Here is a 12,650-nt window from a genome sequence, read left to right as displayed (position 1 = left end):
CAGGCAGTCAACAGCGGCCACCGTCGGACGTTGCGTCTCGGGCCGGGAAATCGGCATCGCGATCGGCATCCCCGTGACGTTCGGGCCCGGTCCGGCGGCGCAACCGAGCGCGCCGTTCCGTGTTGCCGGTTCGGTCTCTCGAGGATGAGGTGGGTATGGCACGGGTTGCGGTCGTTACCGGGGGCACGGCCGGAATCGGGCTCGCCACCGCGCACGCCTTCGCCGCGCGCGGCTGGTCGGTGGCGGTGATCGCGCGGGATCCCGGCCGTCTCGCCGCGGCCGAGCGGGCGCTCGCGGCCTACGGCCAGCCGGTGCTGGCGATCGGCGCCGACGTCGCCGACTCGGAGGCCGTGGACGCGGCCGCCGAGCGGGTCGAGCGCGAACTCGGCCCGATCCGCGCGTGGGTGAACAACGCCATGTCGACGGTGGTGAATCCGGCCGACCGAATCACCCCGGACGAGTACCGGCGGGTGACCGAGACCACCTATCTGAGCCAGGTCTACGGGACGCTCGCGGCCCTGCGCTACATGAAGCGGCGCGACCGCGGCGCGATCATCCAGGTCTCCTCGGGCCTCGCGATCCGGGCGGCGCCGCTGCAGGCGCCCTACTGCGCGGCGAAGTTCGCGGTCTCGGGCTTCACCGACGCCCTGCGCTGCGAGCTGCTGCACGACCGGGTCAATGTCAGCCTCAGCGTGATCTACCTGCCGGCGGTCAACACGCCGCAGTTCAACTGGGCGCGCAACCGCACCGGCCACCGCCAGTACGCGCCGGATCCGGTCTTCGACCCGCGGCTCTGCGCCGAGGCGATCCTGTACGCGGTCGAGCACCCGCGCCGCGAGGTCTGGGTCGGCCGGTCGTCGGTGATGATGGCCGCCGCCCAGGCGCTGGCGCCGGCGCTCGCCGACCGCAAGGCCGCCTCCATGTGGTCGGCGCAGCTCTCCGACGAGACCGTCCCCGAGATGGCGGGCAATCTCGAGGCCCCCGTGCCCGGCCCGGCCGGGATCGACGGGCGCTTCTCCGGCCGGACCAAGGCGGGCCGCGCCGAGTTCGTCACGAGCCGCACCCGCGACGTCGTGGTCGGCGGCCTCGTCGGCCTCGCCCTCGTCGGCCTCGCCGGCACCGTCCACGCCGCCCGGTCGGCGCGCCGCCTGCCCGGGCGGACCTGACGGCTGCCGAGCCCGATCCCGTCGACAGGCCTGCCACCGTCCTCGCGAGCGGGGGGAAGCAATCCACGGTGACGCCCCGCCCGGAGAACGCCCTCTGCCCTGGGTCGCTTCGCTGCGCTCGCGATGACGGGGGCGGCGGGTTCGACTAGGGCCGTATCGCACGCACCGCTCCCGAGGAAGGTCCCAGACGATGCCCGGCTATCTGCCCTTCGCGGGCGCCCTGAAGCTGCCCGCCTATACCTGCGACAATTGCGGGTTCTGGCAGCGGCACTTCGAGGCGCCGGCCGCCTGCCCGATGTGCCTCGACGCCCGGCACGTCGTGCCGCAGGACGGCTGGCGCTTCCGCACCGCCCGCGAGGCGCAGGAGGCCTTCCCCTGCCACTGGCAGGAGCTCGAGCCCGGGATCTGGCGCTTCTGGAACGAGCCGGTCTCCGGCATCGGGCCCTCCGCCTACCTGATCCAGACCGAGCACGGGAACATGGGTTTCGAGGGCTGCCCGGTCTTCAGCGAGGCCGCCCTCGACCAGATCGAGCGGCTCGGCGGGATGACGGTCCTCTCGGCCTCGCACCCGCATTCCTACGGGGCGCTGCCGCAGCTCCAGGACCGGTTCGACCCGGAACTGTGCCTGCCGGCGGCCGACTTCACCTGGAGCGCCGCGCTCCAGGTGAGCTGGCCCTACGACGATTTCCTGGAGCCGCTGCCGGGGCTGGAGCTGCACCGCACCGCGGGCCATTTCGATGGCCACGCCATCCTGTACGACCGTGGGCGAAAAATCTGCTTCTGCGGCGACGCGCTGAAATTCGAGCTCGACCCCGCGGATTTCCGCCGCGCCACCACGATCTCGGCCCACAAGGCCTTCGTGCGCGGGGTCCCGCTCACGCCGAGCGAGCTGCGCCGCTACCGCGACGTGTTCGAGCGCCTCGACTTCGCCCAGACCTGGACGCCGTTCGAGCCCGCCCGCAATTGCGGGCGGCCCGAGGTCCTGGCGCTCCTCGATCAGCTGATGAGCGGCCGGTCGCACGCGGCCCCGGTCCCCCTGGAGAGCCTGAACGTTCAGGGCCGGTAGAGCGGGTCGTTCTCCAGGCGGATCGGCTGGCCGTGGGGCGTCGCCTCCGCGGCCCGCAGGAAGGCGTCGGTCCGCGCCGCGACGCTCTCGGGTCCCGCCACGCCGCGCTCGGCCAGCAGGGCCTCCAGCGTCGCGAGCCACGCGCCGTAATCGGCCGCCTGCTCGGGAGACTCGGCCGGCCGGATCTGCCGGCCGAGGCGGTCCGCCCATTCCGACCACGTGAACAGCCCGGATTCGCGCAGGGAGACCACCAGCGCGAAGACCTGCGCCTCCCAGGGCGCCGCGAAGGGGCTGGGCGACGGCGCGGTCACGCGGGGTCCAGGTACGGTTCGAAGGCCGCCACCGTGACGATCCCGCCCGGGTCGCCGCTCTCGCCCCACAGCGCCTGCGCCGTGAAGGCGACCGTGTAGAGCCAGGTCGGATTCTCGCCCGACCCGTCGGCGTTGGTGTCGGGGAAGACGAAGACCCCGTCGACGCGCAGGATCCGGCCGCGCTTGCCGCGGACGTAGCGGGGCAGCCGCGTGTGGCCGGTCGGGTGCGCGTTGCGCGCCAGCACGGCGTCGCCCACCGCNGCTCGGGAAGCCGGCCCGGAAGCGCTGCTCCAGGCCCTCGCGGGCGAGCACCCGCGCGACGGGCTTGGCCGGCTCCGCGGATCGGCCGCGCGCGAGCTCGGCCGGCGTCACCAGCCCGGTGGCCACGACCTGCTTCTCCAGCGCCCTGAGCCAGATCTCGTAGTAGCTCGACGCGAGGTATTCCGCGGGCGGAAGGGATTCGCGGCTGGCCCGGCTGCCGTCGAGGTTCCAGGCGCCCGTGTAGCCCATGGCCATGGCCAGCGCGAAGACGCGGCGTTCCCACGCGCCGTGGAAGACCGGCTCGTCCGGCTCCGGCACCACCGGCCCGAAGCCGTGCGCGCCGCCGAGATCCTGGGCCCCGTTCATACCGGCATCTCCGCGGGCGCGACCGGCATCGCCTTGGGCAACCCCGTGCCGATCATGGAATCGCGGGTCACGAGGGCGGCGAGCGCCTCCTCGGAGAAGCCATCGGTCTCGGCAGGCCGCATCGGCAGGACCATGTAGCGGGTCTCGGCGGTCGAGTCCCAGACGGTGATGCGGGTTGTCTCGGGCAGCGTCACCCCGAACTCGGCGAGCACGCCGCGCGGGTCGATCACCGCCCGGGCCCGGTAGGGCGGCGCCTTGTACCAGACCGGGGGCAGGCCCAGCACCGGCCAGGGGTAGCAGGAGCACAGGGTGCAGACGACGAGATTGTGGGTCTCCGGCGTGTTCTCGACAACCACCATGTGCTCGCCGCCGCGGCCGCCGATCCCCAGCTCCGCGATGGCCGGCGTGGCGTCGGCCAGGAGCCGCGCCCGGAAGGCGGGATCGGTCCAGGCCCGGGCCACCACGCGGGCCCCCGCGTGCGGGCCGACCTTGGTCTCGTAGAGCTCGACCAGGGCATCGAGGGCCGCCGGATCGACGTAGCCCTTCTCGGTGAGCAGGGATTCCAGCGCGCGCACCCGGGCCTCGACCGGCGACAGGTCGCTGCCGTGGTGATCCGCGTGATGATCATGGGTGTGATCGTGGGTGTGATCGTCGCGGTCGTGCGAGTGCTGCGCGTGATCGTGGCTCATCCCGCTCTCCTGGCTGTCCGCACTCTGCATCGGCCGGCCGGTCGCCGCCAGCCCGGGGGCGCGGACCCGGCCGGCGTTGTCACCCCGGTCACCATGCCTAAATTCCCTGTCATATTCGGGAGCGTTTGGCATCGGTTCAGAATTTCCCCGCTACCGCCGTTAGAGCGATTCCAGTATACCAGCGTGGGAGGCGGAAACGTTCATGACTGAGGACGCTGCGGACCGGTCAGTTGCAGCTGCCGGCACCCGGGACGGGTCCGGCTACGCCGCTTCGATCGGCCAGCACCTCGCCCTGCCGATCCGGGAGTATTTCAAGGTCGTCGAGCTCGAGCCCCTGCCGGCGCAGCTCGCCGCCCTGGTTTTACGCTTCGAGGCGGCGGTCACGGCGCACGGCGAGACCGTCCCCTTCGATTTCCGCGGCGACATCATCAAGGCCCTGCCGGCGCTGCGCACCTTCGCCCTGTCGCTCGTGGGTGACGTGAGCCGCGCCGACGACCTAGTGCAGGAGACCTTCGTGAAGGCCTGGGCGAACCAGCAGAAGTTCCGGCCCGGCACCAACTTCACCGCGTGGCTGTTCACGATCCTGCGCAACCAGTTCTACACCGACCTTCGCAAGACGCGGCGCGAGGTGGAGGACGTGGACGGGACGCATGCCGGTCAGATGACCAGCCCGTCCGACCAGGAGGATGCCAGCACCCTCAAGGCCGTCTGGGAGCGTCTCGGCGGCCTGCCCTCGGCGCAGCGCCAGGCGCTGCTGCTGGTGGGCGCCGAGGGACACACCTACGAGGAGGCCGCGGTCATGCTCGGCTGCCAGGTCGGCACCGTGAAGAGCCGGGTGAGCCGGGCCCGGTCGTCGCTCCTCGACACGCTCGGCGTCGTGGTGGCCGGGCAGGCTCCGGCCGGCTGATCGATCCTTCCCAGTACCGTACAGCCCGACGCGGCCTCGTTCCGGCACCGTGCGCGAGGTGACCCGGCGCCGCCGCACGCAGCCGCCGCGCGGAGCCGCCGCGCAGAGGATGTGGATCCGACGCCGGGCCCGCCGATCCCGTGCGCGTCCTCACGGAGACCGGAAGCCGCGGCCCGTATGATCGATGTCAGTCATCGATTCGGGGTGGGCCCGTGCAAGACTTGTCCGCAGACAACGACCGGCTGGCGCAGTGGTGCGCCGCGCATCCCGTCCTTCTCGCCTTCGGTCTGTGCGCCTTCGGCCTCGCCGTCGTCGCCGCCGTCTGGGGACTCGGGATCCTCACGCCGGCCACGGCCACGGTCATCGCCTTCATCTACGTGGCCTGCCTCGTCGGCTACCTGATGGAGTACCTCGGGATCAACGAACTCATCAGAAGCGTGAGGTTCATCTGGTTCATTCTGACGAGCGTCTGGTGGCTGCTGACCTTCTGGCGGGCGTGACGGGGTCGTGGATCCCGTCGCCGGATCGTCGGCGGGAACTTGCGTCACGCGGGCGGCGGCAGGCCCGCTGCCGGATGCCGGTGGAGCCGGGACTCCGCCGGTCTCACGCCGGCGGCCGGCGCAGGTGCCAGTCGGTCGCGCGCTGGTAGGCCTGTCCGATCCGCAGGGCCGTCGTCTCCTCGTAGCCGCGGCAGACGATCTGCAGCGAGAGCGGCAGCCCGGACGCGGTGAAGCCGTTCGGCAGCGCCAGCGCGCAGAGGTCGAGCAGGTTGCCGAACCGGGTGAAGCGCGACGGCAGGTGCGCCTCGTCGACGGCGTCGAGCGCGACGGCGGCGCTCTCCGTGGTCGGCGTCAGGAGGGCGTCGATGCCCGCGAGCGCGGCGTCGTACTGCTGCTTCATCGCGGCCCGGCGGTGGAGGGTTCCGAGATACTCCTGGGCCGAGACGTTCGCGCCGGCCAGGATCCGCGCCCGGACGGCGTCGCCGAGCTGTGCGGACGGATCCTCCGCGAGGGCCCCGTTGACGAAATAGGCCTCCGCGTTGGTGATCTGGCTCATGGCCACGCAGTCGCTGAAGCGGAACGGCAGGGCGACGTCGACGATCTCGGCGCCCTGGCCGGCCAGGAGATCGAGGGCCGCGTCGTAGGCGGCCAGCATGTCGGGGGCGACCCCGTCCCGCTCCGAGGCCGGCATCCGGCCCAGGCGCAGGCCGCGGACCCCGCGGTTCAGCGCCGGCCAGGGCGCGTCCGGCGCGACGCCGCGGGTCGTCGGGTCGCGGGGATCGGGGCCGGAGATCGCCTCGTAGAGCAGCGCGGTGTCCTCCACGGTGCGGGCCAGCGGCCCGGGCGTGTCGAGGGTCATCGAGAGCGGCACGATCCCCCAGGTCGAGACGCGCCCGACCGTCACCTTGAGGCCGGTCAGCCCGCAGAAGGAGGCCGGCAGGCGCACCGAGCCGCCGGTGTCGGTGCCGATGCCCCAGGGCGCCATGCGGGCCGCCACCGACACGCCGGTGCCGCTGCTCGACCCGCCGGGGGTGCGCGGCGTCTCCGGATCCCAGGGATTCCACGGCGTGCCGAGATGCTGGTTCGTGCCCCAGCCGCCGTAGGCGAACTCGACCGTGTGGGTCTTGCCGAGCACGATCATGCCCTGACCGATGAGGCGCCGGGCGATCGTCGCGGTGCGCTCGGCCCGGCGCGCCCGGTGGGCGGCCGAGCCGCCCATGGTGATCCGGCCCTCCAGGTCGATCAGGTCCTTGAGCACGACGGGAACGCCGTGGAGCGGCCCGACGGCGTGGCCCGACCGGATCGCCCGGTCAGCCCCCTCGGCGGCGAGGCGGGCGTCGGCGGCGAAGACCTCCGTGAAGGCCCGGAGCTTCGGCTCCAGGCGGTCGATCCGCCCGAGGAGGGCGTCGACGGCCTCGACCGGCGAGAGGGTCCGCGCCTGGATCGCCCGAGCGAGCTCGGCCGCGGAGGCGTGTACGGGATCGATGTCGGACATGGGGTTACTGCACGCTGACGAGGGTGAGGTCGACGAACCAGGATTGCGGCGAGACGAAACCCTGGACCTTCTTGGACATCCCGCGGGGATTGAGGTCGTGGACGACGAACAGCCAGGGCGGATTGTCCACGAGGCGCTCGTGGGCGACCTTGGTCTGGGCGTCGATCACCTTCGCGTCGGTTGTCTCGGCCAGCGCCTTGAGGGCCGCGTCGAACGCGTCGTCCTTCCAGTTGGGGAAGTTGAAGCCGGCCGGCGGGAACCTGTCCCCCGCGAAGTAGCGCGCCATCACGGCGGCATCCGAGGAGGGCGAGGAGACGTTGAGCGCCATCGCGCCCTGGAGGCTCGGCGCATCCGGCAGCGCCCGGCTGGAATTCAGCAGCACCTGCCACTCGACCACGTTGAAGCTCAGATCGACGTTGCAGGCCTGCTTCAGATTCTCCTGGAGATACTCGTTCATCGGCATCGGCAGCATCTGGCCGGAGCCCGATGACGAGATCATCACCTTGAGGTTCAGCGGCTTCTTGTCGGTGTAGCCGGCCTCGGCGAGCAGCGCCTTCCCCTTGGCGGCGTCGAACGTGTAGCGGTTCTTCGGCGCGCCGAAATTCGGATCCTTGTCGTTGAGCCATCCGGAGGCCGGCTCGGCGGTGCCGTTGAGGAGCTCGACGATGCCGGCGCGGTCGATGCAGTAGTTGAGCGCCTGCCGGACGCGGATGTCCTTCAGCGGGCTGTCCTTGGCGCCCATGTTGTAGATGTAGGGCCAGACATGCGGGTACGAGCCCGTGGTGATGGTGAAGCCCGCCTGCTTCAGCGACGGGATCGCGTCGGGCGCCGGCACCTCGATCCAGTCGACCTGGCCCGCCCGCAGCGCCGCGACGCGGGCATTGGCCTCCGGGATCGGCAGCAGCCGGACCTTGTCGACCTTGGCCATCCGGTTCGGATCCCAGTACCCGTCGAACCTGGCGAGATCGACCGCCTCCCGCGGGGCGACGCGGGTGATCCTGAACGGACCCGTCCCGGCCGCCGGCAGGGCCGCGACCTTGCTCCAGTCACGCCCGGCCTTCTCGAAGGAGGCGGGCGAGGTGAAGAGCAGGTAGACCACCATGTAGGGGAAGTAGGAGGCGACCTGGGTGGTGGTGATCTGCACGGTCGAATCGTCGACCTTCCTGTAGCTCCCGACCAGCGGCGCCCGGGCCCGGGAGATGCCGGCGCCCTGCGGCTCGAATTGCGGGCTGTCGTTCTTGAAGTAGCGGTCGAGGTTCCAGATCACCGCGTCGGCGTTGAACGGCGTCCCGTCGTGGAACGTCACGCCCTGGCGCAGGTGGAAGGTCCAGACCGCCTTGTCGTTCGGATCCTGCTCCCAGCGCTCGGCCAGCGCCGGGACGATGCCGGCGAGCTTGGTGGTGCTCCTGAGGTCCCACTGCACCAGCCCCTCGAAGATCGGGTAGCCGAGGAAGCGCATCCCCTCGAATCCGTTGTTGGGCATGCCCGTCGTGGTGGGGATGTCGCTCGCCGTCATGGCGATGCGCAGGACGCTCTCGGCGCTGGCCGGCCCCGTCAGGGCCACGGTACCCGCCAGGGCGGCGGCAATCAGGCGGCGAAATGTCATCCGGATCCCAATCGTCGAAGTTGCGGCGCGCCGGGCGCAATTCCCGCGCCACGCTCAGGCTTAGTCCCTGCGTCCAGCGAACAGAAGATGCCGGGCGTCGCCCCTTGCGCGTGGCGCCGGCTGCGCCACGATAATAAAAAATGCGAGTCGCCAGCCGGGACGGCCGGCCCGTGAAGGAGACGCCCGTGACCGACGAGACGCCGCGCGCCATGAACGGGGCCGAGAGCTTGGTCCGGACCCTGGTGGAGGGCGGGGTCGAGGTCTGCTTCACCAATCCCGGCACCTCCGAGATGCACTTCGTCGCCGCCCTCGACCGGGTCGAGGGCATGCGCTGCGTCCTGTTCCTGTTCGAGGGCGGGGCGACCGGCGCCGCCGACGGCTACGCGCGCATGGCCGACAAGCCGGCCTCGACCCTGCTGCATCTCGGGCCCGGCCTCGCCAACGGGCTGGCCAACCTCCACAACGCCAAGAAGGCGCGCACCCCCGTCGTCAACATCGTCGGCGAGCACGCGACCTACCACCGCGAGTACAACGCGCCGCTCACCTCGGACATCGAGGGGCTGGCCCGTCCGATGTCCTCCTGGGTGCGGACGGGCATGAGCGCGACCGAGATCGGCTCCGACGGCGCCGCCGCCATCGCGGCCGCCCGGACCGCCCCCGGTCAGGTCGCGACCCTGATCCTGCCGGCCAACACCGCCTGGGATCCCGGCGCCGGGCCCGCGCCGGTGCCGCCGATGGTCGCGGCGGCCGTGACGGCCCTGCGGAGCGGCGAGCCGGTGCTCCTGCATCTCGGCGACCGGGCCGTGCGCGGCGAGGGCCGGGTTCTCGCCGACCGGATCGCCCGCAAGACCGGCGCCCGGCTGATGGCGATGACCTCCAACGCCCGGATCGACCGCGGCGCCGGCACCGTGCCGATCGAGCGCCTCCCCTACCCGATCGACCAGGGCATCGCGGCGCTCAAGGACTTCCGCCACATCATCCTGATCGGCGCGACCCCGCCGGTGGGGTTCTTCGCCTATCCGGGCAAGCCGAGCCTGCTGGCGCCGGAGGGCAGCACCACGATCTCGCTGGCCACGCCCGAGGAGGACCAGATCGACGCCCTCGAGCGGCTCGCCGAGGCCGTCGCGGCCCCGGCGGCCGAGCCGGTCGCCGTCGGGCCGCGGCCGAAGCTCCCGACCTCCGGCCCCCTCGACCAGGACACGATCGGGCAGGTGCTCGGCGCGCTGATCCCCGAGGGCGCGGTGATCTGCGACGAGTCGATTACCACGGGCCGCAACTTCTTCGCCCTGACCCGGGACGCGGCGCCCCACACCTGGCTCCAGCTCAGCGGCGGCTCGATCGGCCTCGGCATCCCGATGGCGACCGGCGCCGCCGTGGCCTGCCCCGACCGCAAGGTCATCAACCTGCAGGCCGATGGCAGCGGGCTCTACACGGTGCAGGCGCTCTGGACCCAGGCCCGCGAGCATCTCGACGTGGTGACGCTCGTCTGGTCGAACCGCTCCTACGCGATCCTGCGGGCGGAACTCACCAATGTCGGCGCGCTCAATCCCGGCCCGAAGGCGCTCGGCATGCTGAGCCTCGACGATCCGGCCGTCGATTGGGTGAGCCTCGCCCGAGGCTTCGGCGTCGCCGGGCGGCGGGTCGAGACCCTGCCCGACTTCATCGAGGCGTTCCAGCACGGGCTGGCCAACAAGGGACCGCACCTCATCGAAGTGGCTCTGTGAGCGGGGCAACGTACGCCCTCCCCGGCCTCGACGGGCCGGCGGAGATCCGCGTCGACCGCTGGGGACTGGCGCATATCCGTGCCGGCAGCGCGCTCGACGCCTTCCGGGCGCAGGGGTTCAACGCGGCGCGGGACCGGCTCTGGCAGCTCGACCTGTGGCGCAAGCGCGGCCTCGGCCTGCTGGCGGCGGATTTCGGGCCGGGCTACCTCGCGCAGGACCGGGCCGCCCGGCTGTTCCTCTACCGCGGCGACATGGCGGCCGAGTGGGCGGCCTACGGGCCGCAGGACACGCGGGCCATCGTCACCGCCTTCGTGGCGGGGATCAACGCGTTCGTCGCGCTCACCGAGGCGCGGCCCGACCTGCGCCCGCCGGAATTCGCCGTGACGGACACGCGCCCGGCCCTGTGGCAGCCGGAGGACGTGGTGCGCATCCGCAGCCACGCGCTGATCCGCAACGTCCTGTCCGAGGTCGCCCGCGCGCGGGTCCTCGCCCGCGGCCGGAGCCCGGCGGACGGGCTGGCCGCGGACGACCTGCGCAAGCGGATCAGCCCGCCGCACGACCCGGTCATCCCCGACGGCCTCGACGCCGCCGACTGGCCGGACGACCTCCTCGACGCCTTCCGGCTGGCCACGGCGCCGGTCGGGTTCAGCCCCGAGCGGATGGCGGCGTCCCGCGCGGAGGCCTGGGACTGGTCGAAGGTCGACGCGCACGGGACCGTCACGCGCGGCCCCCGCGGCGCGGCGAAGGAGCCGGCCGAGGGCTCGAACAACTGGGTTGTCGGGCCGTCCCGCACCGCCACCGGGCGGCCGATCCTGGCGAGCGACCCGCACCGGGTCTACCTGCAGCCCTCGCTGCGCTACGCCGTCCACCTCACCGCGCCGGGGCTCGACGTGATCGGGGCGGGCGAGCCGGCCCTGCCCGGCATCTCCATCGGCCATAACGGCCGGGCCGCGTTCAGCCTCACCATCGCGCCGATCGATCAGGAGGACCTGTTCGTCTGCGCGATCGACCCGGCCGATCCCGACCGCTACCGTTCCGGCGACGGCTGGGCCCCGATCGCGCGCGTCGCGGAGCGGATCCCGGTGCGCGGCGGGCCGGACGAGACCGTGATCCTCGGCTTCACCCGGCACGGGCCTGTCCTCCGCGAGGACGGGGGCCGCGCCTTCGCGCTGCGGACCGTGTGGTCGGAGGCCGGCGCTGCCGCCTATCTCGGCAGCCTCGCCTATCTCGGCGCCACGACGCCCGAGGCCTTCGGCGAGGCCCTGCGCCACTGGTCGGCGCCCTCGGTGAACCAGCTCTACGCCGACACGGCGGGGCGGATCGCGTGGTTCATGGCCGGCAAGGCGCCGGTGCGGCCCGGCCATGACGGCCTGCTGCCGGTGCCGGGCGACGGCCGCTACGACTGGGCCGGCTTCCAAGATCCCGCCGCACTGCCCCGGAGCGTCGATCCGGAAGCGGGCTGGCTCGCCACCGCCAACGAGATGAACCTGCCGCCGGACTATCCCGTGGAGGACCGGAGGGTCGGGTTCGAGTGGGCCGAGCCGTGGCGCGCCCGCCGCATCCGGGCGGTCCTCGGCGGGCAGGACCGGCACAGCTTCGCGGATTCGCGGGCACTCCAGGGCGACGTCGTCTCCGAGCCGGCCCGGCGGCTGGCCGACCTGGTGCGGGCCCTGCCGGCGGCGCTCGATCCCGACGCCGCCGCGGCCCGGACCGCGCTGGCCGCGGTCGACGGCGCGCTGCACCACGGCTCCGCGGCGGCCGCCCTCATCGAGGTGGTCTGGGTCCGGCACCTCCGCCCGGCCCTGCTCGCGGCGCTCGTGCCCGATGCCGGGACGCGCCGCCTCCTCCCGCCCGGCGATACGCAGAGCCTGATCGAGCGGCTGGAGACCGGTNGACGCCGCCGCGGCCCGGACCGCGCTGGCCGCGTTCGACGGCGCGCTGCACCACGGCTCCGCGGCGGCCGCCCTCATCGAGGTGGTCTGGGTCCGGCACCTCCGCCCGGCCCTGCTCGCGGCGCTCGTGCCCGATGCCGGGACGCGCCGCCTCCTCCCGCCCGGCGATACGCAGAGCCTGATCGAGCGGCTGGAGACCGGTCTCGACCCGGCGACGCGCGCGTCCCTGCTCACCGACGCCCTCGGCGCCGGCCTTCGCACCTGCCGGGACCGGATGGGCAGCGACCCCGCGGACTGGTCCTGGGGGCGGCTGCACCACGCGCTGTTCAAGCACCCGCTGACGGCCCTGGCGCCCGGATCCGGCTGGGATGTCGGCCCGCTGCCCGTGGGCGGCGCCGCGGCATCGGTCATGCACGCGGAGTACCGGACCGACACGTTCCGGCTCACCCACGGCGCCTCGTTCCGCATGGTCGTGGACGTGGGCGACTGGGACCGCTCGGTCTTCATCAACGTGCCGGGCCAGTCGGGGAACCCGGGCAGTCCGCACTACGCCGACCTGGCCCCGGTCTGGGGGCGCCAGGACTACGTGCCGATGCTCTACGGCCGCGCGGCCGTGGACGCGGCGACCGAGACGCTCATCACGCTGACCCCGAGCCCCGCCTGACCC

At 72.7% G+C, this 12,650-nt stretch carries 10 protein-coding genes and 2 pseudogenes; 7 read left to right on the top strand and 5 right to left on the bottom strand.

What is annotated here, in order from left to right:
• The first annotated feature begins 155 nt into the window (after nucleotides 1–155).
• Nucleotides 156–1,166: an SDR family oxidoreductase gene (locus MMR14E_RS09665; protein WP_331313876.1), complete on the top strand. Its 1,011-nt coding sequence runs from the start codon at nucleotides 156–158 to the stop codon at nucleotides 1,164–1,166.
• A 190-nt stretch (nucleotides 1,167–1,356) separates the two neighbouring features.
• Entirely contained in the window at nucleotides 1,357–2,232 is an 876-nt protein-coding gene (locus MMR14E_RS09660; RefSeq protein WP_331313875.1) for an MBL fold metallo-hydrolase, read from the top strand.
• Here MMR14E_RS09660 and MMR14E_RS09655 read toward each other — a convergent pair.
• The 3 genes and pseudogenes from MMR14E_RS09655 to nthA form a co-directional block, all read right to left on the bottom strand.
• On the bottom strand, nucleotides 2,220–2,543 hold the full coding sequence (locus MMR14E_RS09655; protein ID WP_331313874.1) for a nitrile hydratase accessory protein: 324 nt from the start codon (nucleotides 2,541–2,543) through the stop codon (nucleotides 2,220–2,222). The genes MMR14E_RS09660 and MMR14E_RS09655 overlap by 13 nt on opposite strands.
• Nucleotides 2,540–3,170 (bottom strand): annotated as a pseudogene (nthB, locus tag MMR14E_RS09650) (nitrile hydratase subunit beta). Before nthB ends, MMR14E_RS09655 begins: the two are co-directional and overlap by 4 nt.
• A complete protein-coding gene (gene nthA / locus MMR14E_RS09645) occupies nucleotides 3,167–3,859 on the bottom strand; it encodes a nitrile hydratase subunit alpha (protein WP_331313873.1) in 693 nt (230 codons plus the stop codon). Before nthA ends, nthB begins: the two are co-directional and overlap by 4 nt.
• A 202-nt stretch (nucleotides 3,860–4,061) precedes the next feature.
• Here nthA and MMR14E_RS09640 point away from each other — a divergent pair, with 202 nt between their 5' ends.
• Both MMR14E_RS09640 and MMR14E_RS09635 read left to right on the top strand, forming a co-directional pair.
• On the top strand, nucleotides 4,062–4,766 hold the full coding sequence (locus tag MMR14E_RS09640; protein WP_331313872.1) for a sigma-70 family RNA polymerase sigma factor: 705 nt from the start codon (nucleotides 4,062–4,064) through the stop codon (nucleotides 4,764–4,766).
• Between the two features lie 212 nt (nucleotides 4,767–4,978).
• On the top strand, nucleotides 4,979–5,266 hold the full coding sequence (locus MMR14E_RS09635; RefSeq protein ID WP_331313871.1) for a hypothetical protein: 288 nt from the start codon (nucleotides 4,979–4,981) through the stop codon (nucleotides 5,264–5,266).
• Nucleotides 5,267–5,369: 103 nt separating this feature from the next.
• On the opposite strand, the gene MMR14E_RS09630 is transcribed toward MMR14E_RS09635, so the two are convergent.
• Both MMR14E_RS09630 and MMR14E_RS09625 read right to left on the bottom strand, forming a co-directional pair.
• The gene (locus MMR14E_RS09630; protein ID WP_331313870.1) at nucleotides 5,370–6,761 is read right to left on the bottom strand and encodes an amidase; all 1,392 of its coding nucleotides are present in this window, start codon (nucleotides 6,759–6,761) and stop codon (nucleotides 5,370–5,372) included.
• Nucleotides 6,762–6,765: 4 nt separating this feature from the next.
• The gene (locus MMR14E_RS09625; RefSeq protein WP_331313869.1) at nucleotides 6,766–8,367 is read right to left on the bottom strand and encodes an ABC transporter substrate-binding protein; all 1,602 of its coding nucleotides are present in this window, start codon (nucleotides 8,365–8,367) and stop codon (nucleotides 6,766–6,768) included.
• Nucleotides 8,368–8,576: 209 nt separating this feature from the next.
• Here MMR14E_RS09625 and MMR14E_RS09620 point away from each other — a divergent pair, with 209 nt between their 5' ends.
• From MMR14E_RS09620 to MMR14E_RS09610, 3 genes and pseudogenes are all read left to right on the top strand, one after another.
• Entirely contained in the window at nucleotides 8,577–10,091 is a 1,515-nt protein-coding gene (locus MMR14E_RS09620) for an acetolactate synthase large subunit (protein ID WP_331314398.1), read from the top strand.
• Nucleotides 10,088–11,854: pseudogene (locus tag MMR14E_RS09615) on the top strand (penicillin acylase family protein); the annotation flags it as partial. The gene MMR14E_RS09620 and the pseudogene MMR14E_RS09615, both read left to right, overlap by 4 nt.
• A gap of 211 nt (nucleotides 11,855–12,065) precedes the next feature.
• On the top strand, nucleotides 12,066–12,647 hold the full coding sequence (locus MMR14E_RS09610; protein WP_419539332.1) for a penicillin acylase family protein: 582 nt from the start codon (nucleotides 12,066–12,068) through the stop codon (nucleotides 12,645–12,647).
• Nucleotides 12,648–12,650 lie beyond the last annotated feature (3 nt).

Source organism: Methylobacterium mesophilicum (assembly GCF_036441335.1).
In the GTDB taxonomy this organism is placed as follows: Bacteria; Pseudomonadota; Alphaproteobacteria; order Rhizobiales; family Beijerinckiaceae; genus Methylobacterium; species Methylobacterium mesophilicum_B.
Note: the sequence above shows the minus strand (reverse complement) of the source record. Positions and strands in the feature narration are given on the sequence as shown.